Raw genomic sequence first — 26,152 nt, forward strand, 5'->3', positions numbered from 1 at the left:
GCCTCCTTTCAAGATTACTTTCTAATTTCATGACCGTTATATAATAACATATTTTTGACGTAAATTGAATAAACACTTAATGTCGTTAGTTCAATATATTAATTTCAACCATTGACTCTAATTGATCTAATATTTCTTTTGTATAGTACTTTGTATATAAACGCTTATCCATAATATAAAGTTTTTCATTCGCATAATTATTACTAATAAAATTGATGAGGTTTTTAATTCTTTGAATCATTTGTGGTAGTAATATATCATCAAATAATTCAGTTTGATCTTTTGTTTTCTTTAGATAATGATACTTCGCTTGAATTTTAGTTTCACCTGGAGATTGAAAAGGTAAATTATATAACAGAACTGAAATTTCAGTTTGCTTATCTCCCCAAAGAAGATCTGTGAAACTTCTTTCTCTAAGAATAACAATAACTTTTTCAGTTTCATGAATCCGCCTTCTAATTCGATTTAAACTACCTGTTATGGACTCAGCTAAGATATGATAATCTTTAGAAATTTCATCATTAAGAATTAACTTATGGAACAAATCCGAAACTAAAAACTGATTCGGCATAATAATTATTATTTTGTCACCTAACATCTTTCGATCACTATTTATAAAGTCAGATAAATCAGAAATTCGTGTGGCATTATCTTCACCTTGAATAAATTCAACAGGATGATTTATGATGTGTTTATTTTCTTTAAACAATGTTGGGAGTTTTAAATAATCGAAGGCTGCATCCAATTGAATCCAATTGGAATCTCCAGTCATTCTAGAATTATAATAGTTTCCTGAACTAACTAATAATGCACTTTGCATTTCAAGTAGCCAAGTAAGACTTTCTTTCTTAATAAGAATAGGCTTCACTTGAATAGAAATATTATAAAATTTATTATTGACTCGTGTTGCACTGATTGTCATATAATTGTTTTCGTCATTCATCAAATTCATTTGTTCTAGTTGGTTTATGAATCGATGTAAAAGTAGCACTGGTTGATTAATTTTCTTCACCTTTTCAGACTCAGCATCTAATTGCTTATAAAAACTAGCTAATTTATCTCTAATCCTATTGGCAAAGTCCATGATCTTATTCGCGTCATCGGATTCAATATTCACGAAAGTTTGAACTTTTTCTTGTTGAATTTTATTATCAAATGATTCTTCTTTTAATATATTGCTGATTATCGAAATCAAATTATTACTTAAGTCTCTCATCGATTGAATCTCTTTGCTTAAATGAACAATATACTGATTATCACTGTAAACTTGTTGTATATCATCGAATAAATTAAGTAATTGATTATTTAAATCACTCAATTCAATATTCCTTTGTTGAATAAAGCGAGCAGAATCAATAAAAGAATTAACATTACCTATAATTAATTTTCGACTGAATAAATACTCTATTTGATCTCTGTTTTTTAGCATCATACTGTGCAAATTAGCGTCATAAGTTATAATAATATTTGCTTTTTTAGCATACTCAATTACTTGATGAAAATTCGAATGATTCTTGACTAATAAGTCCTTTGTCTGATGTTTGCTTAATAAATTTTTAATAGACAATTCTTTATTTATTTCGCTAAAATCGCCAAATTTTGAAAATGATTGCCAATGTATAGATGCCGCTATTACGAGTAATTCCTGTTGATTATTACGTTTAAAATTATATTGAAGAATATAATTTTCGAAAGCTTTTTCATGTAAATAATTTCCTTGTGACTTTAATAAAGCTATCTTTTCTAATGATGTGTGATTTACAATCAAGTCATTCCAATAATTCGATTCATCTAACGTTGGAAAAGATAATAAATGACGCCCCTCTTTTAAAATCGTTTCATTAAATATCACATCATATGGAATGGGACGATGCGTATCTTCTAACACAGCAAAAGGATGGGTTTGCCATTTTTCATTTATAAATTCAGAAAGGGTTAGGTTCTGTTTAGGTAAGTTTTCCCCTTCTAAATTTACTTTTGTCCTTTTGACACTAACTATCTCGTTTAAAATAAACTTATCTGGATTAGTAAAAAATTCTATTTCATTATATCTCAGGTTCCTTAAGAAAGGTTCCATTCGACTAAGAGTCTCAATCGGAATCTTTTTCGCAATTTTAGCTAACTCACTCACAATATCAACAGTGATTAATGCATCTGAATAGGCATCATGAGCTTCACTGTATTCTAAATTAAAATGACGACTTAAATCAGTTAAATTAAACCCGATTGCAGTTGGAACGATAATTTTCGCAAGAACTACTGAATCTAAAGCGACAGGATTAAAATCCAGATCAAATCTTTCAAAACTTTCTTTAAGTATACGTAAGTCAAAGCCTAAATTATGAGCAATAAAGACACAATCTTTGAGTCTCTCATGCCATAAAGTTGCTACACTATTAAATTGTGGTGCATTCACCACATCTTCTTCTTTGATGCCTGTTAACTTAGCAATGTGATCTGGAATCTCGCGATTAGGATTTATTAACATCGAATATGTATTAACAATATTGCCTTCAGATATAATAATTGCTCCTATTTGGATGATTCGGTCACCCTCGTCAATATTTGGACCTGTCGTTTCAATATCAACGATTGCAATTTTATTCTTTAACCTAGGCATACAAACACTCCTAATCTATACTGCCTCTATTTTTTATATAAGTTTCAATCATACTATAAGTATTTTCTAGTTCCATTTCAATAATTAATCGTTCTATCTTATCTAACCATGCCCCAATTTCTGGACCGCCTTTTTTAAGATTAAGGATTGTCATAACATCTTTTCCATTAACGGCTATATCTTTTTTGCTTTTAATAGGTAATGCGTTGTAGATATCAGCGACAAATTTATGGTCTAAAAATTGAGTTTCAAATAAAAAGTCTTCAACAAGTTGAACATTCAAGTAGTCATAATTGTAAACTTCCCAACTTGTGACTAGTTCTTCTTTAAAGTAGTCAAACAATTGAATCATTTGGATCACATCTTTAATAAATGCATTACTGTGTGTCCATTCTTTTAAGAAACTTCTGATTGTTTCTGGCTGAATGATTCCCATGTGCTTTAGCATTCTAGCCCAAACTAAACGCTCATCTCGTAAATTATTGGAGATGTTTTCAAAATCTTTACTTAATTCAGTCATGACTATTTTTGCTAACGCTTGCGTAAACCCAGGCAAATAATCGGCTAAGCCTGTGTTGACGAGTAACTGAGCTTTATCTGCAAATGAATTCCCTAGTAAAAATTTACTAAATTCAATTCTGATTCGTTCAATTGAAATATGTTGTAAATTTGCTTTTAAAGTTTGAATCGCTTTAAATGACTCTTCTTCTATCTCAAAACCTAGTTGAGAGGCGAATCGAATCGCTCTCATCATTCTTAAAGCATCTTCTAAGAAGCGCTCTTGTGCATTACCAACACATCTGATTAGATGGTCATTTAAATCCTTCAAACCACCGTGGTAGTCATATAATTCGCCTTGACGGTCAAATGCCATCGCATTAATTGTAAAATCACGTCTTAATGTGTCTTCTCTTAAATTTCGAACAAAATTTACTTCATCTGGCCGTCTAAAATCAGTATAGTCGCCTTCCGTTCTAAAGGTTGTTATCTCATAAGGTGCTTTATCAACAACGACTACAATCGTACCGTGTTCTTTCCCGACATCAAATGTAATTGGAAACATGGCTTCAACTTCTTCTGGTCTTGCACTGCTTGCAATATCAATGTCGTTAATTTTTTTATTTAATAATGTATCTCTTACACAACCCCCAACAAAATAAGCCTCATGCCCATGAGACTCAATTTGTCCTAATACAGGAATTGCTTCTTGAAATAATGGATCTGTCAGTGATACAAACATATTATTCACCTTTCAATTTTTCAATTTGTGTTAAATAATAACTCACTTTATCAAAGTCGTATTTCTCTAATGCGGTATTTAAACCTTTATTTAATAAAGATAGTTTCGTTTCCAATGAAATTTGATATAGACTGTCTTCTAAGTCCACCAAAAATTGTAGATTTCCTGGGATATACGGATTATCTTCAAAAACATCAAATCTGTATAGCTGTTGATAAAGGTGGGGAATATCCAATTCAACATAAAAATCTTGCTTTGAAAAACGATGATTCAAGCGAATATCATGAAAGGCTTGGTCGCTTAAAGTATAACTTAACTGATCTTTATAATAAATAAAAGGCAGTTTTGTATTCGAATTAAAGGAAATGTAAATTCCACGCGGAGCGTACTTTGCCCCTTCAGAAAATAGTATATTATTCATTAGCTCAGAATTTGTTGATAGAAATTGCAATAAATAATTCACAGATGGATTAGAATGTTGGTAATTTGAAATTAACCATTTTAAAAATTGTCTTTTCCTTTCATTTCTCTCCATTTTCTTACTCCCATTCTTTATATTCAGCTAAATCAGAAAAGTCATTCTTAGACTGTATTTCTTTACTCAAAGCTTTCAATTTTGGTATATCATAAAGCGTATTATTATATTGATTGATGACTTCTAATGCCTTCTCTACTTCTTTATTCGTAAAATAAAAGTTAGCTAGACGGAAAGCTAATTCCTCGTGAGGTAGTAAATAATCAAGCGCACTTAAATAATCTTCTTCTGCTTTATCTTTAAGACCTAAAGCTTCATAAACAATCGCAAAGTGATAACTCATATATTCATGATCAATTTGTTGCCCTTCAAATACTCGTAAATAATGTAAGGCTTGTGCCGCATCACTTTTACCTAAGTAATAATTTACGATAATGTTAATTGCCAAATAAAAATCTTCGCTATTATCAATTAAGTTTGTATAATCGATGAGCTTTTCAATGATGTCATCATTTAAATGATCCAAATCATCGGCTACTGTTGCTATGTTTAATATCATTGGATCTAAGGGTGGTAATGTTTTGGCTGACCATGTTAATTCTTTATATAAATTAGATTTCTGTCCAGTTGTTTTGTATAAATCAATTAAAAGGATTGAATAATTTATATTATCTGAATCTTTTTGTAGTGCTTTTTTAGCGTAATCAATTGCTTTATCGAATTGAAATAATGACTTATACACATTAGCAAATACAAAGAACTCATCTTCTGTTTCTAGTGGAATTCGCTCGTCTTTTTCGAGTTTTTCAACAGCTGCTAAATCAATAATTTCTTTTAAAGACTCAACTTCAACTAATTTCAGTCGAACATCACGGATATTTTCATAATCATCTAAATACTCATACACCGCTCTATAATAACTTTCTGCTTGCCTAATATTTCGCTGTTCTAAGTAAATATCTCCTAAATCTTCATAGGCTTCTCCTAGTGTCGGATAGCTTTTAATAATCTGGCGATACATATCAATCGCTTCAGTATGACGATTTAAATTTTTAAGTAATCTTGCTTCCAATAATTTGAGTTCAGGATCTTCATTGTCAGATTTCGCTAAATCTAACCAATAAAAGTACGCCTTGTCATAGGCTTCATATTGGTACAATTTGTTCACAATTTGCTTAGCATATTTTTTATATTTTTTTAATTCAAATAATTCAATTAATACAGTCAATCCTTGATCGACTGATCCCGTTTTAAATAGTATATCAGCTAAGCTTTCAAGTGCGGGTATATAACTACTATCTTCACTCGCTCTTTCTATATAATCAATAATAACTAACCGTTGTTCTTCAATGGTATCTACATTGCCTAATTCTTCTAAAATCTCATCTAGGATTGTCATTATCAAACCCTCCTTTACTCATTCTTATTTATTATACCACCGACATGTATTGTTGCCAAAATTAATCGGCGAATAATTGAATATTATGTGTCGTATATTTAAATTGGAAGGAATAAACAAAATATGTAATATTAAAATATTTAGTCCGCAATTGGTCCGCAGAACGTCCTAAACCCAAAAATAAAACCCCTAAAGCCTTGTGGCTCTAGGGGTTAAAAGCTTAAATTATTTTACAGCTTCTTTTAATGCTTTACCAGCTTTGAATCCTGGTACTTTACTTGCTGGAATTTGAATTTCTTCTCCAGTTTGTGGGTTACGACCTTTACGAGCAGCTCTATCACGAACTTCAAATGTACCGAATCCGATAACTTGAACTTTATCGCCAGAAGCTAAAGTTTCTTCGATTGTTTCGAATAAGGCTTCAACCGCTGCTGTTACGTCTTTCTTAGTTAAGTTAGTTTTTTCTGCTACTTTTTCTACTAATTGTGCTTTATTTGCCATTAGTATTCCTCCTTATATAAATCCTCATATTTGAGATATTTGAAATATACGACATCTCTTTAACGGATATTTCATTTATAAGAATAACACATAAAAGCTTATAATACAACGTTTTACACTATTCTTGAATAAATCTAAACTAAAATTTAAGCATTATGAACGCGCACGTGTAATTATATGTACCGGAGTACCTTCAAAATAGAAACTTTCACGTAACTGGTTCTCTAAAAAGCGTTCATAACTGAAGTGCATTAACTCAATATCGTTCACAAACACAACAAAAGTTGGTGGGTTGATCGCAACTTGTGTCATATAGTAGATTTTTAAGCGTCTACCTTTATCCGTTGGTGTTGGATTCATCGCAACAGCATCCATTACTACGTTATTCAATACAGAAGATTGAACACGTCTTGCGCGGTTCTCGTGAATCATATTAATTAGTTCAGGTAGTTTATTTAATCTTTGTCCTGTTTTTGCACTCACAAATAAGATAGGCGCAAAACGTAAATATTGAAATTCTTTACGAATTTCTTTAGTAAACTCGTCGAATTTATTATTACTTTTGTCAACGGCATCCCATTTGTTAACAATAATAATAATACCTTTACCAGCTTCATAAGCATATCCAGCGACGCGTTTATCTTGTTCGATAATTCCAGTTTCAGCATCTAATACCATACAAACAATATCACTACGTTCAATTGCAGATAAAGCACGCATAACACTATACTTTTCAGTGTTTTCCCAAACTTTACCTTTTTTACGAATTCCTGCGGTATCGATCATTGTATATTCTTTACCATCAGCTGTTTTGAACTTAGTATCAACTGCCTCACGCGTGGTTCCTTCAATATTTGATACAATGACGCGTTCTTCCTTCAATATTGAATTCACTAAACTAGATTTACCTACATTAGGACGACCAATAAAACTGAATTTAATTGAATCATCATCATCTGTATCACTAGAATCTGATGGGAACAATTCCACTATCTTATCTAATAAATCACCAATTCCGGTCCCATGTGAACCAGATATTGGAATAGGATCACCTAAGCCTAAAGTATAGAAATCATAAATCATTTGTCGTTGTTCAGGATTATCTGCTTTATTAATCGCTAGGACAACTGGTTTATTTGTTCGATGCAGTCTTTGGGCTACTTCTTCATCCTCAAGAGTGACACCTTCTCTAACACTCGTCACCATTACAATAACATCCGCTTCATCCATAGCTAAATCTGCTTGGTAACGTACTTGATTCATTAATGGCTCATTACTCATATCAATCCCACCGGTATCAATCAAACGGTATTCTTTACCAATCCATCTACCTGTTGCATAAATACGATCACGAGTTACTCCTGGATGGTCTTCTACAATCGATACCCTCTCTCCAATAAGTCGATTGAATATGGTTGATTTACCAACATTTGGTCGACCTACTAAAGCAACTACTGGTACTTTACTCATTCATTTCACCTCCATAAATTAAGAAAAGACTGACTAATGAAAAGTCAGCCTCGTTCTTTAAGTCAAATATTATTCCTATTCACCTTTGAATTGGTCTAATTGATCACCTAACATGTCAGCTAAAGTAAATCTTGAATCGCTGTCATCAGATGAGTCTTGGAAGTTTCTTTGACGGTTTTGTTTTTTGTTTCCTGTATTACGTTTGTTGTTTTCACGACGTGGTTTGTTAGAGCTAGCTGCAGGAGCTGGAGATTCTTCCATACCTTCTGGTTGATCCAATAATGCTTTCACAGAAAGTGATAAGCGGTTTTGTTCTGGATCTACACTTAATACTTTAACATCAATTTCTTGACCTTCCTCAAGGCGTTCGTGAGGTGTCGCAATGTGTTCGTGAGCGATTTGTGAAATATGTACTAACCCTTCAACTCCTGGGAATACTTCAACAAATGCACCAAAGCTAGTTAAGCGTTTAACCGTTCCTTTTAATTCAGAACCTTCTGGAGCTTTTTCTTCGATGTTATCCCATGGGCCTGCTAATGTATCTTTAATAGATAAAGATACGCGGCCATCTTCTTCATCAACTGAAAGAACTTTAACGTTAACTGTTTCGCCTGGTGTTAAGTAATCACTTGGTTTATCAACATGCTCATGTGCAATACGACTAATATGAACTAATCCGTCCACTCCACCTAAGTCGATAAATGCACCAAAGTTTACTAAGCGAGCTACAGTACCTTCAACAACTGAACCTTCTTCTAATTCAGCTAAACGTTCAGCGTGTTTTGCTTCGCTTTCTTTACGTGCAATTTCTTTATGTGATAAAATTAAACGGTTTTCACTTGGTTCAATTTCAACAATAACGAATTTTAAAGTTTGTCCAACGTATGGTGTGAAGTCTTCTACGAAGTGATCTTCAACCATTGAAGCTGGAACGAATCCACGTACGCCTGCATCTACAACTAATCCGCCTTTTACAACGTTTTTAACTGGTGCTTCGATAGTTTCTTCGTTTTCAAATTTAACTTGTAATTCTTCCCAAACTTTTTTAGCATCTACACGTTTTTTAGATAATAAAAAGTTTCCATTTTCTTTATCTTTAATTGGTTTTAATACCACTAATTCGATTTCATCACCAATATTAACAACATCCGTTAATTCTTCAACAGGTGTAGCTGATAATTCATTGCGTGGAATAACTCCTTCAAGTCCGCCACTTTCTTGAATAGAAACACGTACTTGATTGTCATCAAAGGCTAATACATCACCTTGAACAGTATCGCCAACTTTAATTTCTTTAACACTCCCTAAAGCGTCTTCCATAGTTTCCATAGACTCTTCTACTTCTGTAGTTTCTGTCTCTTCAACCACTTCTTCATTTTCATTTAATTCTTGATTTTCTACAAACTCTGACATTTACCCAATTCCTCCTAAGCGTTACCTAAAAAATAGTGGTTCTTCTTATAATTTAAGAACCGTATATAAGCATATCATATCAAATATTCAGTCATCAGTCTAGTAAAATGACAATATAATAGCGATTTAACAATACTTATTTCTTAATATGATTAATTATTGTATTTACAACTTGTTCCACTGATAAATGATCCGTTTCTAACTCGATTGCATCGTCTGCTTTTTTCAACGGACTGTGCTCGCGATTTGAATCATAATGGTCTCTTGCGACAATACTTTCTTCTATTTCCTCAAGTGTTTGATTAGATAAGCCCTTTTCAATATTTTCATCGAAACGTCTTTTCGCTCGCACTTTCGCTGAAGCATTCAAGAAGAATTTATACTCCGCATGTGGTAGGACCACGGTCCCAATATCCCGACCATCCATGACTACTGAATGTGTACTTGCCATATTCCGTTGGTCTTCCACTAGTTTTTCTCGAACAAATGGATAAGCTGAAATTTCTGATACATTTGCTGTGACCACATCCGATCGGATTTCACGACTAACATTTTGATTATTCAAATACATTTCTTGAATACCTTTATCTGATCTTTTAAAACTTATATGAAGTGTTGGTAATATTTTTTCCACTCTTTCAACATCACTTACGTTTATACTATCTTGTAAAACAGCTAAAGTGACCGCTCTATACATTGCCCCTGTATCAATGTAGACAATATCAAGTTTTTTAGCAATGGCTTGTGCGACAGTACTTTTCCCTGATGAAGAGGGTCCATCTATGGCAATTTGAAAATTCGACATTAAAAATTCTCCTTTTAATCAAAATAAATAGAGACCTTTAACAGATCTCTATTCTATAAACTTATACTCTATACTATGGTAATACGACTGTGTCTCCTGGGAAAATAGCTGTATCAGTTGTTGCCCCATTCGCACTTAATAATGCATAAAGATCTACGCCGGTATTTCTAGAAATAGCATACCATGAATCCCCTGCTTGAACTGTATATGTTCCGCCCGTTGTAGGTGGTGTCTCTACAGGTGTTTCAGGTACAACTGGTTCAGTTGGTGTAGGTGGTAATTCCGGTTCAGGCTCAACTTCTTCAATTGATTCTATTGGTTCTCTACTAATTTCTGAACTGGACTCTTCTTCACTTTCACTTTCGTCTGTGCTTGATTCACTTTCATCAGCACTTGACACTTGTGATAACTCAGAATTTCTAGAAAAATTAATCTGTTCAGCACTACGATTTGGTATTTCGTCATTATCTAATTGTGTATTCACAAAAATAAACAATAAGAAAGGCGCAATAACCGTAATTACAATAATTACTAACAACACTTTAGAAAGTGTTGTTGCTTCTTTTGCTGGTTGGTTGCGTGCAGTTCTTGAATATTGACGGTTTTTTAAACTTTCATCTTCTCCAAATTTTCGATTCCAAGGTTTGCTTTCTTTTTTTGAAGGTGTCTCTTCAATAGTTTCTTCAACCTCAGATTCAAAAACGTCTTGATCTTTATCTTGTTCCTTAGACATAAGAATCCCTCCTAAATATGCATAGTTAATGATGATTCATTTTAATACATAGTTAACTTTCCCTATTATATTACCATAACTTAATCTTTTTTTTGCCAATAAAATAGATTTCTATTATCAATAACATCATACTGAAAAGAATCTGTAAAGCAATGGTAATAGAACAAACAGGTTTGCTTTATCATTCTACATTATACATTATTTTTCTGCTTATTCCACTACTATATGAATATATTCGTCATTAGTTTTGTTTTTTATGTTTTAAATTGATATCTCCATACAATAATTTTAGTACAATCTTTAACTACAAACAAATAAAAAGCGAGCAATTCACAATTTATGTGAACAACTCGCTTGTATATATATTATTTGTTTTAATTTGTTTTCAATAAATTATATCCAGGATAAATAGCATTTCTTTTTCTTAATAAATTTGGAACGATTTTGATGACCAAAATTTGACCTACACTTAAAAAGATACCTTTTATTAAATTAAATGGTGCTACAACAGCTAGAATATAACCGAAGTAATCATCAATTGGGAAATTCAACACGGTTGTATAAATTGGCAAAGCGATATAGTAATTTATTATCGACATTGAAACCACTAAACCGACTGTCAGAGTAATACTCATTAATACAGCTTTGAATTTCCAACTAACTTTCTTAAGAGAATTTAGAATGAAGTGTGTCGGAATAAACATAACAACTGATGCAGTAAAACTCATGACAGCTCCAATTGGAAATCCTGCTTGCCCGCCTTGTAAGATATAGTTAATAGTATCTCTGATAAACGCGACTACAACAATACCAACCGGTCCATGAATTAACATTCCAACCAAAACAGCTAAATCACTAAAATCAATCTTTAGAAACGGTGCAGCTGGTAAAATCGGGAAATCAAAGAATCTCAGAATAACTCCCCAAGCACCTAATATAGCCAATAACATCATAGTTCTAACCTGTGATCTTTTTTGCATTTTTCTTCTCCTTTTTCGTCCCAAGACTAAAAAAATACGCCTTCTCACCCTACTTTTCCCAGGGTAAAAAGACGTACTTTAAAAGAATATACTCAAAAAAGTGTATATCATTTAATCTTCTTCCATCCAGACTTTACTGTCGGTACTGGAATCTAACCAGATCAGCTCGATGACTCGAGTTCGTGGACTTTACCACCGGTCGGGAATTACACCCTGCCCTGAAGACGTATTGTATTTTATTTAATTATACCTTAGCATATTCAATTGAATAAGGCAAGTCGTTTGTGAAAAAACACACGAAATTATAACTATCATCATTTCATGCACTCAATTTATTACTTTAAATTTTATTCATCTAAAGCAATCTTCTTTAACTTACCTACTTCAAAAGCTGTTAAATCACGCCACTCACCTGGCTGTAATGTACCTAAATCCAAGAAAGAGAATCGTTCGCGTTTCAAGCGGTAGACTTCATGTCCTACAGCCTCGAACATATTTTTCACTTGGTGATTCCAACCTTCATGTATTGTTAACTGTACAACGGAAGTTTTCTTTTCTTTATTAGTTGAAATAACTTTCGCTCGGGCTTTAGAAGTTTTCTTACCATCTATCATGACACCTTGCTCTAATTTAGTCAGTGCTTTTGTGTCAACAATACCGTTCACCGTTGCAATATATACTTTATCTATATTATAGCGTGGGTGAGTTAACAAATTCGCAAAATCACCATCATTTGTTAATAAAATTAAACCGGTTGTATCGAAATCTAAGCGACCGATAGGATAAATACGTTCTTCTACTCCCTGAATAAAATCAACAACTACTTTACGGTCAGTGGGATCACTCACAGCACTGATAACGTTTTTTGGTTTATATAACATAATATATTTTGGTTCTTCTTTATAAATAGGAACCCCATCTACTTCAATAACATCCGTCTTAGATACTTTTGTACCTAATTCCGTTACTAATTTACCATTTACTTTAACATGTCCATCTACGATTAAATCTTCACTTTTACGACGACTTGCGACACCCGCATTCGCCATTGCTTTTTGTAATCTTTCCATTTAGTTACTCATCCTCATTCTGATTATTTTCTTCGTCATATAATTCAATTGGCCATTCTTTCAAGTCAAACAATTCTTCGGAGGAAAGTTCTGCATTTAATGCAATGGGTTCAATTTCTGGTAAATCTTCTAATGTTTTTAAACCAAAATAATCCATAAAGTAATCGGTGACCCCGTATAATACTGGTCGTCCCGGTGCTTCAATCCTTCCAATTTCTTTGATCAAATCTCGAGATATTAGTTTTTTTATTAAACTACTCGAAGAAACACCTCTAATCTCATCAATAGCCATACGCGTAATTGGTTGGCGATAGGCTACAATTGATAATGTTTCAATGGATGCTCTGGTTAAGTTTTGTGAAAATGGAGCTTGAGCATATTTTTCTACATCTTTTGCCAATTCTTTTTTGGTAATTAATCGGTATCGTTGATTGAAATTCACAACTTCAAGCGCTGATGAATCATCCGTTTGAAAATTAAGTTTCAACTGTTCAAGACAGTCGTCAATGCTACTAATTGGCTCTTCTAAACTCTGAGTCAACTCTTGCCGACTCACCCCATCATCACCTGCTACAAATAATATACCAAATACTCTCTTTATTAACTCATTCACAAATCTTACTCCTCTAATTTCTTCATTTGAATTGGATCATCTTTACCTTTTTGAAGAAAGATTAGATGTTGCTTTCTTACTAATTCCAACATCGCTAAAAAAGTCGTTATAATTTCATTACGTGTTCCGTATTGGAAAAATTGATCAAGAGTCACTGAATCATTATCTGTATCAAACTGAAATGCAGCCATAATCTTATCCATCTGATCTGAAACCGTTAATGATTCATGTTGAATTTGTCTTTCAAGTGGTTCTCGACTCGCTGCTTTTTCAACAACACTGGCCATCGCCTCAGCTAAATCAGTCAGTGAAAGTGTATCTTCATCTAAAGGTACAAATTCTTGATACGAACTTAAATCAGCCATCGGACGTGAGAATAGTCGCGCCCTCTCATCTTGTTTGATTTGTAATTGAGTCGCAACGGTTTGGAATTGCTGGTATAAAAGCAATTGTTGAACAAGAATATCACGCGGATCACCCTCATCGTAATCTTCTTCATAATCTGGACTTGGTTCAATTGGTAGTAAGATATTACTTTTAATCTCTAATAACGTTGCAGCCATAACTAAATATTCTCCAATAATATCTAATTCTAGCTTATTCATTGCCTCAATATATTTAATATATTGATTAGTAATCTCAGTCATGGGAATATCATTGATATCAACTTCCATCTGTTTGATCAAATGAAGAAGCAAATCAAATGGACCTTGAAATGATTCTAATTCAATTCTTAATTCTGTGTTTTGCAAACAATCTCCCCATTACATTCGAAAATTCTATAAAGATTGATTATATTTTGTGCTCCATTTTGCTAAGATATCTACCGTATTCATCGCACCGATAACAGTGGCATTAGGGTGTTGCTTACGCAGTAGTTCATACATTTTATACCCGATACCTTCATCTCTAAAAGAAGGCACAACCGCAATTCGATGTACGATAATTGTTGTCGATGAGGGTGTATCTTCATTTTGAGACTCTAACGTATTTTTTTCAATACATATTAATCCAATAAAATTTTCACTTTCATCATTTTTATATAACAAAATATCAAAATTAGGATCTTCTCGGTATGACTCTAATAGACTGCTCATTTCACTCAAATTCGCTTTCTCATCGTCATAAGTGTAAGAAAGTAACCCTAATATAATTTTTCCGTTTTTGTTTTTTGAACTAATTAACATGGAAACCTCCTCGTCCCTTAATCACTTGAGTGATATTACCATGTTATGATAATTATTTCAAGAAATTGTACATTAAGTTGATTCTATATATAAACAAACACATTGAAAAAAGACATGATACTTCTTTATAATTCAAACTGTTTTTTAGTAGACAAAGAAATATAATCGACTACTAAGAAAACACAATTTATCATTATAAACTTATCCTGTCTTTTTCCAAATGCATTGGCTAAATTTGATTAATTAATTCTGTAATAAGTAATTTAAATCTTGGTTTTACTTTAGTAGAAACTTCAACAACCTCTTCATGATTCAATTCAGCTTGCATACCTGCAGCTAGATTAGTAATACAAGAAATACCAAATACTTCTAAACCACAATGTTTTGCAACAATGGCTTCTGGTACAGTTGACATTCCAACTGCATCTCCGCCCATCACACGTGTCGCTCTAATTTCAGCAGGTGTTTCATAAGTTGGTCCTGTAAACCAAGTATAAACACCTTCTTTAATTGGGAAGTCATTATCTTTAGCAATATCTTTTAATAATTGTTGACCGCGTAAACTATATGTTTCAGTCATGTCTACGAAACGTGGTCCATGTTCGCTAATATTTTGACCAATGAGTGGGTTGGAACCCGTAAAGTTCAAGTGGTCAGTGATAATCATTAAGTCACCAGGATTAAACGATTCATTTACGCCACCTGCAGCATTTGTAATAACAACTGATTCAACACCTAATTCATTAAATATACGCACAGGGAAGGTTACTTTGTCTAAGTCATAGCCTTCATAATAATGAAAACGTCCTTTTAAAGCGATAACTTTTTTCCCAGCAAGTGTTCCATATACTAATTTTCCGTCATGACCTTCAACTGTCGACACTGGGAAACTAGGAATATCAGAATAATCAAGTTGAATAGACTCTTGAATTTCGTCAGCTAAATCACCTAAACCAGATCCTAAAATCAATCCTACTTTTGGTTCTGTGATTCCTTTACTTTTAATATAATCAATAGCTTCTGTAAACATAGTTTATACCCCTTTTATTTTATTTGGTCTAGGAAAGATTGCCCTTCTTTAGTTTGTTTCACTGAGAAGTTATCAGAGATTGTCGCAGCAATATCACTGAAGTAAGTTGCATCTAATTCTTTTGGTTCGTTGATTGCTTTGCTATAAACTAATACTGGCACATATTCACGTGTATGATCAGTTCCAGTGAAAGTTGGATCATTCCCGTGATCAGCCGTAATAATTAATAAGTCATTATCAGCTAAGTGGTCTATCATTTCTGGAATACGGGCATCAAATTCTTCTAATGCATCTGCATATCCTTGTGTGTTACGACGGTGACCGAATTTAGCATCAAAATCAACTAGGTTTGTAAAGCTTATGCCTTTAAAGTCTCTATCCATCACTTTGATTAATTTATCGACACCATCCATATTACTTTCAGTTCGGTGGCCTTCGGTAATTCCTTGACCGTTAAAGATATCTTCGATTTTACCAATAGAAATAACATCAAATGATTCGTCTTTCAAGTAATCTAAAGTTGTTTTTCCAAAAGGACTTAATGCGTAATCATGTCTATTACTTGTTCTTTCAAAATTACCTTCTTCACCTAGATAAGGCCGAGCAATAATTCGACCAATCATATAAGGATCTTCTAAAGTTATTTCTCTTGCATACTCACAGATTTTATATAATTCTTCTAATGGTATTCCTTTTTCATGAGCTGCAATTTGAAGAACAGAGTCCGCTGATGTGTAGACAATTAAATCACCTGTTTCAATTTGGTGTTGGCCTAATTCATCTAAAATTTCAGTTCCTGAAGCTGGTTTATTCCCTATAATTTTGCGACCAGAAAATGTTTCAATTTTTTCAATTAATTCATCTGGGAAGCCTTCTGGGAAAACTCGGAATGGTTGGTCAATACGTAGACCCATGATTTCCCAATGTCCAGTCATTGTATCTTTTCCTGCAGATACTTCTTCTAACTTAGTAAAATATGCAGTAGCATTTTCAACTGGTTCGATGCCTTTAATTGGCGCTATATTAGCTAAACCCATCTTTGTTAAGTTTGGTAATTTTAAACCAACCGTGTTTGCAATATTACCTAAAGTATTTGATCCAACATCGCCAAATTTTTTAGCGTCTGCTGCTTCTCCAATACCTACTGAGTCCATAACTAGTAAATGTATTCTATCAAATGTCATATTTTTACTCCTTTAATCTATCGCTCTTGGAAATGAGTTACGATATATTTCTTGTAGTCGCTGTTTGGATACATGAGTATAAATTTGTGTGGTGGAAATGTCTGAATGCCCAAGTAATTCTTGTACCATTCTTAAATCAGCCCCATTCTCTAACAAATGTGTCGCAAAGGAATGTCGCAGAATATGAGGTGACACTTCGTGATCAATCCCAGCCAAGTTAACATATTTTTTTAAATTTTTCCAAATTCCTTGCCGGGTAAAGTGTTTACCACGTTGGGTTAAGAATAGAATGGTAGAATCGGTCGATTTTTTAGCGTAAATTGGATAAACTTCTTCAAGATACTTTTTAATCCAAAAAAGAGCTTCTTCACCGATGGGGATAATTCGTTCTTTATCTCCTTTACCGACTGTTTGTATAAAGCCTAATTCGAGATGAAGTTCATTCATCTTTAATTGAGTTAACTCGCTGACCCGTAACCCCGTCGCATACATCACTTCTAATATCGCTCGGTCACGGATACCATTATTAGTTTCCGTATCCGGTGCTTCAAGTAAATGATTAATTTCTTTTGAACTCAATGTTTTTGGTAAATGTTTGCGATTCTTTGCCCCTTGGATTAAATCCATTGGGTTGTGATCCATCTTTTGTTCTCTAATTAAATAGTGGAAAAAGTTTTTTAAGGTCGAAATCATTCGATTCGTTGTACTCGCTGCAAATCCCGCTTTGTTTAGGCTTATAATATACAATTGTATTGTGTCTTTATTAATATTGTTAATTTCGTCAAGTTCCAGTTTGTTAATAAATGTAACAAACTTCTTCAAATCTCTCATGTAACTTTGGATGGTGTTTTGTGATTTTCCTTGGTCAATCAATAAATAACGTTCGTAATCATCTATTAATTCATCCATTCAATCACTCCTATACTAATCCTTCAGAAAAATTCCTTTTTCCTTCTCTTGTGTAACACGGCCGTTCTTCATCAATCTTCCAACGGCACGTTTGAATTGTGATTTACTCAACCCTAAATAATTTTTGATTTCTTCAGGATCTGATTTATCGTGTAGAGGTAAGAATTTATCAGGTGTCTTACTTAAGACCGCATAAATCATTTCTGAATCATCATCTAATGCTTCAAAAGCACGTGGTTTCGCAGATCCATTTAAAGTACCATCTTTATGAACATGAATAATTCTTAATTGTACTGACTCACCTACACGAAGTCGGTGTTCCATTTCACTTTCATGAACAAATATCTCGAAACCTTCGACAGATATCGCTTGAACACCCACACCTTTATTGCTTATTACTGTTGCACTAACTTCCTGATTCATCATACGGGCTGGTGCTTTGCGTTTTAATTTATTAAAATCCTCTTCTTGTGCTAGAACACCCCAAAAACGGTCTTTATTATCAACTTGATATGTTAAGTATAACTTATCTCCGTGACGAGGCCATTTTTTATTATCTTCTGGTAAATCATCCAGAGATACTACGATGTCTTTATTAATTAAACCAACATCAACGAAAATTCCAAGACTATATATTGATTGAATAACTCTTCCCCAACCATAATAACCAGGGCGTATATTTGGTAATTCTACTTGTAAGATGTTCGTCTCGTCTTTATCTTGATAGATTAATCCCTCTACTATTTCACCATTTTTATAAGTTTCATCAGTAGAATCCTTTGGAATATTAAATGTAATACCGTCTTTTTGGGCAAAATAGCTTAGATCATTTTCATCTATAATTTTTGCTTCAATTATGTCTCCAAATTGAACCATTTAAGCCCTCCTTCTTATAATTTTTACTGCTCTTTAATTTCTATTTTAACATAAAGTCGACATGGATTTCTTCATAAACATCCATTATAAACCTTGTATAATCATTGTTACCTGTATTTTATACGAAAATTCATAAAAAAATGAGCGCCATCAAATCGAAGTTAGAATACGTAGATTTGATGGTGCTCTTAATTAAAATATAAGATTAGATACTTACTGTTGCCCCACGGTAAATGCGTCCACGACGAGCATCTACTGTAACTAATTCGTCAGCTTTAATTGAAGATAATGCTCCTTCAACTGCAACAATAACTGGAATTCCACGTTCAAGTCCAACAACTGCAGCATGAGAAGTAATTCCACCTTCTTCAACAATAAGTGCTCCAGCTTTATTAATTGCTTCAGAATAATCAGCATCTGTGTTTTTAGCAACTAATACTGAACCAACAACTGTTTTAATATTTGCTTCTTCAGCAGAGTTTGCAATAACAGCTTTACCGATGTAGTTTCCGCTACCAACACCTTCACCTTGCGCTAACAATGTTCCGATTAATTGGATCTTCATTAAGTTAGTTGTACCAGATTCAGTTACTGGGACACCTGCAGTGATGATAATTAAGTCACCTTCACTTGCAAAACCTGTTTCTTGAACCAATTGAGTTGCTGAGTCTAACATCTCATCTGTTGATCCTGGTGCTTCGATTTCGAAAGCTTGTACTCCCCATGATAATGTTAATGAACGACTAATTTCGTTATCAAATGTCGCTGCAATAATATTAGCTTGAGGACGGTATTTAGAAATCATTTGAGCAGTATGTCCAGAACTTGTCGCTGCTACAATTGTATTAATAGCTAAGTTTCTAGCAGTATGTCCTACAGCTTGACCAATCGCTTCAGTTAAGTCACGTTTGTCATATTCTTTAAGAGTAACCGCATCTTGACCAACTAATGCTTCTTCCGTACGTAATGCAATACTTGACATTGTTTTAACAGCTTCAACTGGGTAATCACCTGCGGCAGTTTCACCTGATAACATAACTGCGTCTGTACCATCAAAGATTGCGTTCGCAACGTCACCGGCTTCGGCGCGTGTTGGACGAGGATTACTTTGCATTGAATCCAGCATTTGAGTTGCAGTAATTACAACTTTACCAGCTTCATTACATTTTTTGATAATGTGTTTTTGCACAATTGGAACTTCTGGCGTTGGGATTTCCACCCCTAAGTCACCACGGGCAACCATGATACCATCAGAAATTTCTAAAATTTCATCTAAGTTATCTACACCTTCTTGGTTTTCAATCTTAGAAATAATTTTAACATTAGGACGTCCTTCTTCTTCAAGTACTTGACGAATTTCCATAACGTCTGATGCACGACGTACGAAACTTGCTGCAATAAAGTCAGCTCCTTCACGTACTCCGAAACGAATATCATTTTCATCTTTTTCAGTGATACCTGGTAGATTAAGTGATACGTTTGGTACGTTCACACCTTTACGAGATTTAAGAATACCGTTGTTTTGGATTTCTGTTACGATATCACCATTTTCGTGATCGATTTCAGTGACTAATAAATCAACTAAACCATCATCTAATAAGATGTGCCCGCCGACTTTAACGTCGTTAATTAATTGATCGTAAGTAACAGAGAATCTTTCTTCGGTACCAGCAACTTCTTCCATAGAAATTCGAACAGTTTTACCTTTATCTAATTTAACAATATCTGTTGCCATTAAATGAGTTCTGATTTCTGGTCCTTTAGTATCTAATAAGATACCTACGTTTTGTTTAGTTGCTTCACGAGCAGCTTTTAAAGTGTTGAAACGAACTAATTGCTCTTCATGATCACCATGTGAGAAGTTAAAACGAGCAACGTTCATTCCAGATTCAATTAATTGCTCCATTGTTTCTTGAGCGTCACTTGCTGGTCCTAAAGTACAAACAATTTTAGTTTTTTTAATATTCATTGATAATATTCTCCTTTTAATTAGATTTAATTTCCACGATCAGTTAATTCTTGATTTAATTGGAATAGATCTTGTCTAACATGGTGTTCAGTTTTTTCTAAAGTTTCTACAATATCAAATACAGTTAATTGCTCTTCACGAACACCTAAGTAGATAGCTTTTTGTCCTTCAATTATTAAGTCAACAGATCGAGCTCCCATTAAAGTTGCAAAGACACGGTCACGTGCAGTAGGTGTTCCACCACGTTGAATATGTGATAACGTAACACCGCGAACACTTTGATCCGGTGCTAATACTTGGAATTGTTCAACGAAATTATCAACATCCATCGCCCCTTCAGCTAGAACAACTAGAGAATAATCTTTACCTGCTGAGCGTCCTGCTTCTGTACGGCGAACAACATCTTCAATTAAAAATTCTTCTTCAGGGATAATAATTGCATCTGCACCCGCAGCTACCCCTGCCCAAATTGCGATATCTCCAGCGTGTCTTCCCATCACTTCTACAACAAATGTCCGATTATGTGATGCAGCAGTATCTGAAATTTTATCAATCGCGTCTAAGGCGACACTGACAGCTGAATCAAATCCGATAGTGTATTCTGTTCCAGGGATATCATTATCAATTGTTCCAGGTATTCCTACGGCTGGGAAACCTAATTTAGATAAACTTAAAGCTCCGGCAAATGATCCGTCACCACCAATAACAACTAAAGCATCAATACCAAATTTTTCTAATTGGCTAATTGCTTTTTCTTGATACTCTTTGTTTTTAAATTCAGGATAACGTGCTGAATATAACATTGTTCCACCACGTCGAATGTTATGATGCACATCTGAGAGTGTTAGTAGTCGGAAATCTCCTTCTACTAAACCACGATAACCATAGTATACTCCATAAACTTCTAAACCATGATGAATCCCCTGCTCAACGACTGCACGAACAGCTGCGTTCATACCAGGAGCATCACCACCACTAGTTAAAACGGCAATACGTTTGATTTCCATTTTCCACCTCTAATTCAATAATACAGATTGGTAAGATTTTTACCACTGCCGTTATTTTATCATTATTCATATATAAAGTCATATAATTTCAATTCTTTTTTATGAAAGGAACGTTTTCATTTTCATTTTCTTGCTTTAATATCGGTAATTAAATGATTTATTTAAAAACTACTCGTTCCTGACCAAAGATTTCTTTAAGTTGTTGTTGAACTCGATAACTATAACTAATTGTATAAGGCGAATCCAATTGAATTGTTTGTCGATTTCGGTCGACTAAAATGATATCAGCTGGTCCAAAGTTGTCCAAGGCCAATTGCTTCACATTCTCAATTTTTGCATGATCTTGGGTGAAATCTTCTATTTGTATAAAACAACGACGAATGGTATTTGTTGGTGGTGGCATTTTTTGATTATTTTTATATTTACTGACGGGTTTTAATCCGTCAACGACGATTTGTAAGTTGTCGCGCCGGTCAACACCTACCGTACCTTCGATAATTAATATATTATCCTCTCTCAGTAATTGCATACTTTTTTGAAAAATCATTGGAAAAACAACAAGGTCGATGGTGTAAAATTCATCTCCAACTGTTGAGAAAGCCATTAATTCATTTTTCTTTGTTCGGATTACTTTTACAGTCTGAACCAGTGCGATTAGTTTTACTTTTTTCTTTAATGGAGCGTTTACAGCATCAGAAATATTAATAAAATCAGGATCATTATTAATAATATCTTTATACGCATCTAGCGGATGCCCTGAAACTGTAAATCCGAGTGCTTCTTTCTCATGATTCAACCGTTCGATCAGTGAAAAATCTTCTTTCCATTCAATTTTAGGTTCCATTTCTTGAAATAAATTAATATTTTGGCCACTGAATTCAACGGATTGGATCATAGCAGGTAAATTATGTACCAATGTTGCCCGATTTGCACCAAATCCATCAAAAGCGCCAGCATAAATTAATGGCGATATCATATCTACTTTTAATAACTTGAGTGGTAATCGCTGAAGAAAGTTCAATAGATTTTTATATGCTCCCATTTGACTCCGGTCTTCCAGGATATGGTCAATAAGTTCTCCCCTAACACCATTGACTGAGTTGAAACCAATGCGCAAACCTTCATCAACATTAAATCCTGCCCCACTTTTATTAATATCCAACGGTAATAATTTCTGTAATCTATGTTTAGCCTCTTGGATATAATGATTAAAAGAAGTCGATTGCGAGCGCCCATTGTTTAATATCGCTTGATAAAATTCTTCTGTATAATTAGCTTTCAAATAAGCTAATTGATAGGCCAGGGTTGAGTAAACAACGGCATGAGCTCGATTAAACCCATAATTACTAAATTCATATATATAATTGTAGACAACTTTAGCAGCCTGTTCTGTATGACCTTTATTGATGGCTCCATTCACAAAATGCTCTCTTTCCTTTTCCATGACGTCTACTTGTTTTTTCCCCATCGCACGCCGTAAAATATCCGCTTCACCCAGAGAAAATCCAGCCATATCAACGACAATTCGCATGACCTGCTCTTGATAAACAATAATTCCATAAGTCGTATTCAATATTGGTTCTAAGACTTCGTTGACGTACTCGATTTTTTCCTTGCCGTGCTTTCTTCGAATAAAGGAATCAATTTGTTTCATTGGTCCTGGTCGATACAGTGCATTAACGGCGACTATATCTTCAAAGTTTTCTGGCTTCAATCGTTTTAGTACATCTTTAATTCCGTCTGATTCAAATTGAAATACCCCATTTGTATCGGCTTCCTGAAACAGTTTAATCGTTTCATAATCATTCATTGGTATATCTTGTGCTAAGAGATCGATATTTTTATTTACTTTAATATTTCGGATAATATTATCAAGAATTGTTAAGTTTCTTAATCCTAAAAAATCCATCTTTAATAAGCCCATTTGTTCGACATCGTTCATTGTAAACTGTGTGATTAACAAATCATTCTCACGATCTTTGACGGGAATAATCGAATCAAGCGGAAAATCATTAATTACTACTGCTGCCGCATGGGTCGAATTATGACGAGGTAATCCTTCTATAGTTTGTGCCGCATTAAAAATGTCTCGATTAAATTCGCTCTCTGACACAATTGCTTGTAATAATTTGGATTGTTTGACTGCTCTCTCTAAAGTCATTAATTGGTTTTGATCAGATGGTATTGCTTGCGACCAACGTTTTAGTTGATCACTTTCCGCACCAACGACACGCAAAGTATCTCGAATTGAAGCTTTCGCACCAAAGGTTCCCATAGTTACAATTTGAGCGACTTGTTCATGTCCGTATCTTTTTTGAATGTATTTTAATACTGCTTCTCTTTTATTATCTGGAATATCGATATCAATATCGGGCATATTGTAGCGTTCTGGGTTTAAAAAACGTTCGAATAATAAATCAAATTCGATAGGATCAACTAATGTAATTTGTAATAAATAACTGACCAGTGAACCCGCTGCCGAACCCCTACCCGGTCCGATTCGAATATTTTTCTCATGACAATATTTGATAATATCCCATACAATTAAGAAGTAGTCACTGAAGCCCATTCGATCAATGACTTGCAATTCATGATTTAATTGCTGGATGTATGTTTCATCTTGACTTTTGCCTATTTTCTCTAGTTGATTGAACGTCAATTCTTTGACATATTCTGAGGCCGTTAAATCATCAGGCGCTTGATACTTTGGTAAATAGGATTGGCTTGAATCAATGGCCACATTCAATTTTTCAACAAGTTTTTCTGTATTATTCCAAACTTCTTCTAATCCGTTATTAACATACATTGAACGAAGTGTTTCTTTTGGAAATAAAAAGTTTGATCCTTTTGAATAACGTAATGAATGATCAATCGTTTCATTGTCTTTAATGGATTTGAGGATTTGTAAACTGAAAGCTTCGTCTTCTTTTAATGAATTTACTAATTGAGCTATCACTTGTTGGATATGATTTTCCTGCGCAAAATGTGATAACATCTCAATTTCGAATTTGTTGTAGGGATAGATTGTCATTCCCATAAATACATGATTATTTCCGAATACTTGATTAAGATAAGTTACTATCTTCTTTCCATGTTCGCCATCCTCATGAATAATGGCTTGTTCCATCTCACTCAATCTTCCCGATGATATATATACTAAATCAGTTGCTTGTTGTTCTAAATAAGCCCAAACTTCTAAATCATCAATGTGATTATTTTCGACCATTCTTGAAATTTTTATTAGATGATGATAACCTGTTTCACTCTTTGTATACAGCATAAATGGGTAACGCTCATCTTGTCTGATTCCACCAATTAGCGTAATGTTTAAACCAATTAAAGGCTTCAAACCCATCTTTCTCGCTTGTGTGTAAAATTGTAACGCTCCGTGAAGCACTTGATTATCTGCTAAGCCAATCGCATCATAACCTAATCGTTTGGCTTCTTTAATATAATCATTGATTCTTAACGTACTACTCAAAAGTGAATACTCACTTTGAACATTTAATAACATCGGTTCACCTCCTAATCATTCTCGTTAATATCATACCATATCGCTTCTATTCCCTCTATCTTCAAACTTTGAGAGAGAAAAAAACACCTTGTTGGTTTGACCAACAAAGCGCTCAAATTTACTTACAAAATTAACATTGCATCTCCAAAACTAAAGAATCGATACTCATTGTCTACAGCATGTCTATAAGCTTGCAGTATTCTTTCTCGGTTATAGAATGCACTAACTAACATCACTAACGTTGATTGAGGTAAGTGGAAGTTCGTTATTAAATGATCCACTGCTTTAAATTCATAACCAGGTGTAATAAAGATTGATGTCCAACCTGAACCTGCTTTAATTTCTCCGTTATTATCATTTGCAATTGTTTCTAGGGTTCTAACAGAAGTTGTTCCAACTGCTACAATTTTTCCGCCATTATCTTTAATTTTGTTAATGCGCTCAGCACTTTGAGCACTTAAGTTATAAAACTCAGAATGCATTTCATGTTCTTCTAGATTTTCAACAGACACTGGTCTAAATGTTCCTAAACCTACATGCAGTGTTAGTGGAATAATTTCAATTCCTTTTTCTTTTGCTTGTTGAAACAACTCATTTGTAAAATGTAAACCGGCTGTTGGTGCAGCTGCCGAACCATTTTCTTTTGCATAAACCGTTTGATAACGCTCTGGATCTTCGAGTCTTTCTTTAATATATGGTGGGAGCGGCATTTGACCTAATGTCTCCAATATTTCTAAAAAGACACCTTCGTATTCAAATTCAATGATTCGCCCACCATGCTCTAATTCTTCTTTAACTACTGCGCGAAGTTGAGCTTCTTTACCAAATTCGATGACCGTTCCTACTTTGGCTCGACGCGCGTGTTTAACTAACACTTCCCACTCATTACCTTGAGTATTATTTAATAGTAATACTTCTAGATGTCCACCGGTATCTGGTTTTACACCAAAGATGCGTGCTGGAATTACTCGCGTTTCATTGACTACTAAAGCATCTCCAGGATTTACATAATCTAGGATATGTTTAAAATCTGTGTCTTCCAAGGTATCGTCTTCTCTATTAAGAACTAAGAGACGCGAAGCGCTTCGGTCTTCTAGGGGTGTTTGAGCGATTAAATGCTCTGGTAATTCATAATCAAAATCTTTTGTCGTTAACAT

Annotated in this window: 22 protein-coding genes and 1 riboswitch; all 22 genes read right to left on the reverse strand. The window is 34.0% G+C overall.

What is annotated here, in order from left to right; all coding sequences use genetic code 11:
- Positions 1-85: 85 nt before the first annotated feature.
- The 22 genes from ACEN4N_RS03665 to queA all read right to left on the reverse strand — a co-directional run bounded on the left by ACEN4N_RS03665 (position 86) and on the right by queA (position 26,152).
- Positions 86-2,620 carry an exonuclease domain-containing protein gene (locus tag ACEN4N_RS03665; protein WP_407093722.1) on the reverse strand — a complete coding sequence of 845 codons (2,535 nt, stop codon included), beginning with the start codon at positions 2,618-2,620 and terminating at the stop codon, positions 86-88.
- A gap of 10 nt (positions 2,621-2,630) precedes the next feature.
- Complete coding sequence (locus ACEN4N_RS03670; protein WP_407093723.1) at positions 2,631-3,860, reverse strand: CCA tRNA nucleotidyltransferase; 1,230 nt, start codon at positions 3,858-3,860, stop codon at positions 2,631-2,633.
- A gap of 1 nt (position 3,861) precedes the next feature.
- Positions 3,862-4,395 carry a YpiB family protein gene (locus tag ACEN4N_RS03675; RefSeq protein ID WP_407090130.1) on the reverse strand — a complete coding sequence of 178 codons (534 nt, stop codon included), beginning with the start codon at positions 4,393-4,395 and terminating at the stop codon, positions 3,862-3,864.
- 4 nt (positions 4,396-4,399) lie between these two features.
- Complete coding sequence (locus ACEN4N_RS03680) at positions 4,400-5,734, reverse strand: tetratricopeptide repeat protein (RefSeq protein ID WP_407093724.1); 1,335 nt, start codon at positions 5,732-5,734, stop codon at positions 4,400-4,402.
- Positions 5,735-5,959: 225 nt separating this feature from the next.
- Positions 5,960-6,235, reverse strand: coding sequence for an HU family DNA-binding protein (locus ACEN4N_RS03685; RefSeq protein ID WP_138403718.1), 276 nt, complete (start codon positions 6,233-6,235; stop codon positions 5,960-5,962).
- Positions 6,236-6,388: 153 nt separating this feature from the next.
- A complete protein-coding gene (gene der / locus ACEN4N_RS03690; protein ID WP_407093725.1) occupies positions 6,389-7,705 on the reverse strand; it encodes a ribosome biogenesis GTPase Der in 1,317 nt (438 codons plus the stop codon).
- Between the two features lie 75 nt (positions 7,706-7,780).
- Positions 7,781-9,118 carry a 30S ribosomal protein S1 gene (rpsA, locus tag ACEN4N_RS03695; protein WP_407093726.1) on the reverse strand — a complete coding sequence of 446 codons (1,338 nt, stop codon included), beginning with the start codon at positions 9,116-9,118 and terminating at the stop codon, positions 7,781-7,783.
- Positions 9,119-9,254: 136 nt separating this feature from the next.
- On the reverse strand, positions 9,255-9,923 hold the full coding sequence (gene cmk / locus ACEN4N_RS03700) for a (d)CMP kinase (protein ID WP_407093727.1): 669 nt from the start codon (positions 9,921-9,923) through the stop codon (positions 9,255-9,257).
- Positions 9,924-9,996: 73 nt separating this feature from the next.
- On the reverse strand, positions 9,997-10,656 hold the full coding sequence (locus ACEN4N_RS03705; RefSeq protein WP_407093728.1) for a LysM peptidoglycan-binding domain-containing protein: 660 nt from the start codon (positions 10,654-10,656) through the stop codon (positions 9,997-9,999).
- 374 nt (positions 10,657-11,030) lie between these two features.
- Positions 11,031-11,636: an ECF transporter S component gene (locus tag ACEN4N_RS03710; protein WP_407093729.1), complete on the reverse strand. Its 606-nt coding sequence runs from the start codon at positions 11,634-11,636 to the stop codon at positions 11,031-11,033.
- A gap of 110 nt (positions 11,637-11,746) precedes the next feature.
- Positions 11,747-11,866, reverse strand: a riboswitch (FMN riboswitch).
- 117 nt (positions 11,867-11,983) lie between these two features.
- The gene (locus ACEN4N_RS03715; protein ID WP_407090118.1) at positions 11,984-12,706 is read right to left on the reverse strand and encodes a pseudouridine synthase; all 723 of its coding nucleotides are present in this window, start codon (positions 12,704-12,706) and stop codon (positions 11,984-11,986) included.
- A gap of 4 nt (positions 12,707-12,710) precedes the next feature.
- Complete coding sequence (scpB, locus tag ACEN4N_RS03720) at positions 12,711-13,319, reverse strand: SMC-Scp complex subunit ScpB (protein WP_407093730.1); 609 nt, start codon at positions 13,317-13,319, stop codon at positions 12,711-12,713.
- A 5-nt stretch (positions 13,320-13,324) separates the two neighbouring features.
- Positions 13,325-14,071, reverse strand: a complete 747-nt coding sequence (locus tag ACEN4N_RS03725; RefSeq protein WP_407093731.1) for a segregation and condensation protein A — start codon at positions 14,069-14,071, stop codon at positions 13,325-13,327.
- 27 nt (positions 14,072-14,098) lie between these two features.
- Positions 14,099-14,506, reverse strand: a complete 408-nt coding sequence (locus ACEN4N_RS03730) for a GNAT family N-acetyltransferase (protein WP_407093732.1) — start codon at positions 14,504-14,506, stop codon at positions 14,099-14,101.
- Positions 14,507-14,735: 229 nt separating this feature from the next.
- Positions 14,736-15,536: a purine-nucleoside phosphorylase gene (locus ACEN4N_RS03735; RefSeq protein WP_407090112.1), complete on the reverse strand. Its 801-nt coding sequence runs from the start codon at positions 15,534-15,536 to the stop codon at positions 14,736-14,738.
- A gap of 14 nt (positions 15,537-15,550) precedes the next feature.
- Positions 15,551-16,720: a phosphopentomutase gene (gene deoB / locus ACEN4N_RS03740; RefSeq protein WP_407093733.1), complete on the reverse strand. Its 1,170-nt coding sequence runs from the start codon at positions 16,718-16,720 to the stop codon at positions 15,551-15,553.
- 12 nt (positions 16,721-16,732) lie between these two features.
- Positions 16,733-17,629, reverse strand: a complete 897-nt coding sequence (gene xerD / locus ACEN4N_RS03745) for a site-specific tyrosine recombinase XerD (RefSeq protein WP_407090109.1) — start codon at positions 17,627-17,629, stop codon at positions 16,733-16,735.
- Between the two features lie 15 nt (positions 17,630-17,644).
- Complete coding sequence (locus tag ACEN4N_RS03750) at positions 17,645-18,505, reverse strand: S1 RNA-binding domain-containing protein (protein ID WP_407090108.1); 861 nt, start codon at positions 18,503-18,505, stop codon at positions 17,645-17,647.
- Positions 18,506-18,710: 205 nt separating this feature from the next.
- Complete coding sequence (gene pyk, locus ACEN4N_RS03755) at positions 18,711-20,468, reverse strand: pyruvate kinase (RefSeq protein WP_407090145.1); 1,758 nt, start codon at positions 20,466-20,468, stop codon at positions 18,711-18,713.
- Between the two features lie 32 nt (positions 20,469-20,500).
- Positions 20,501-21,475, reverse strand: coding sequence for an ATP-dependent 6-phosphofructokinase (locus ACEN4N_RS03760; protein ID WP_407090143.1), 975 nt, complete (start codon positions 21,473-21,475; stop codon positions 20,501-20,503).
- A 163-nt stretch (positions 21,476-21,638) separates the two neighbouring features.
- Positions 21,639-24,995, reverse strand: coding sequence for a DNA polymerase III subunit alpha (locus tag ACEN4N_RS03765; RefSeq protein ID WP_407093734.1), 3,357 nt, complete (start codon positions 24,993-24,995; stop codon positions 21,639-21,641).
- Positions 24,996-25,117: 122 nt separating this feature from the next.
- A complete protein-coding gene (gene queA / locus ACEN4N_RS03770) occupies positions 25,118-26,152 on the reverse strand; it encodes a tRNA preQ1(34) S-adenosylmethionine ribosyltransferase-isomerase QueA (RefSeq protein WP_407090104.1) in 1,035 nt (344 codons plus the stop codon).

This window comes from Ruoffia sp. FAM 20857 (assembly GCF_045528645.1).
In the GTDB taxonomy this organism is placed as follows: domain Bacteria; phylum Bacillota; class Bacilli; order Lactobacillales; family Aerococcaceae; genus Ruoffia; species Ruoffia halotolerans.

Coding starts and splice junctions, on each gene's coding strand:
- ACEN4N_RS03665 (WP_407093722.1), bottom strand. CDS start 2,620: ATGCCTAGGTTAAAGAATAAAATTGCAATCGTTGATATTGAAACGACA.
- ACEN4N_RS03670 (WP_407093723.1), bottom strand. CDS start 3,860: ATGTTTGTATCACTGACAGATCCATTATTTCAAGAAGCAATTCCTGTA.
- ACEN4N_RS03675 (WP_407090130.1), bottom strand. CDS start 4,395: ATGGAGAGAAATGAAAGGAAAAGACAATTTTTAAAATGGTTAATTTCA.
- ACEN4N_RS03680 (WP_407093724.1), bottom strand. CDS start 5,734: ATGACAATCCTAGATGAGATTTTAGAAGAATTAGGCAATGTAGATACC.
- ACEN4N_RS03685 (WP_138403718.1), bottom strand. CDS start 6,235: ATGGCAAATAAAGCACAATTAGTAGAAAAAGTAGCAGAAAAAACTAAC.
- der (WP_407093725.1), bottom strand. CDS start 7,705: ATGAGTAAAGTACCAGTAGTTGCTTTAGTAGGTCGACCAAATGTTGGT.
- rpsA (WP_407093726.1), bottom strand. CDS start 9,118: ATGTCAGAGTTTGTAGAAAATCAAGAATTAAATGAAAATGAAGAAGTG.
- cmk (WP_407093727.1), bottom strand. CDS start 9,923: ATGTCGAATTTTCAAATTGCCATAGATGGACCCTCTTCATCAGGGAAA.
- ACEN4N_RS03705 (WP_407093728.1), bottom strand. CDS start 10,656: ATGTCTAAGGAACAAGATAAAGATCAAGACGTTTTTGAATCTGAGGTT.
- ACEN4N_RS03710 (WP_407093729.1), bottom strand. CDS start 11,636: ATGCAAAAAAGATCACAGGTTAGAACTATGATGTTATTGGCTATATTA.
- ACEN4N_RS03715 (WP_407090118.1), bottom strand. CDS start 12,706: ATGGAAAGATTACAAAAAGCAATGGCGAATGCGGGTGTCGCAAGTCGT.
- ACEN4N_RS03730 (WP_407093732.1), bottom strand. CDS start 14,506: ATGTTAATTAGTTCAAAAAACAAAAACGGAAAAATTATATTAGGGTTA.
- ACEN4N_RS03735 (WP_407090112.1), bottom strand. CDS start 15,536: ATGTTTACAGAAGCTATTGATTATATTAAAAGTAAAGGAATCACAGAA.
- deoB (WP_407093733.1), bottom strand. CDS start 16,720: ATGACATTTGATAGAATACATTTACTAGTTATGGACTCAGTAGGTATT.
- xerD (WP_407090109.1), bottom strand. CDS start 17,629: ATGGATGAATTAATAGATGATTACGAACGTTATTTATTGATTGACCAA.
- ACEN4N_RS03750 (WP_407090108.1), bottom strand. CDS start 18,505: ATGGTTCAATTTGGAGACATAATTGAAGCAAAAATTATAGATGAAAAT.
- ACEN4N_RS03765 (WP_407093734.1), bottom strand. CDS start 24,995: ATGTTATTAAATGTTCAAAGTGAGTATTCACTTTTGAGTAGTACGTTA.
- queA (WP_407090104.1), bottom strand. CDS start 26,152: ATGTTAACGACAAAAGATTTTGATTATGAATTACCAGAGCATTTAATC.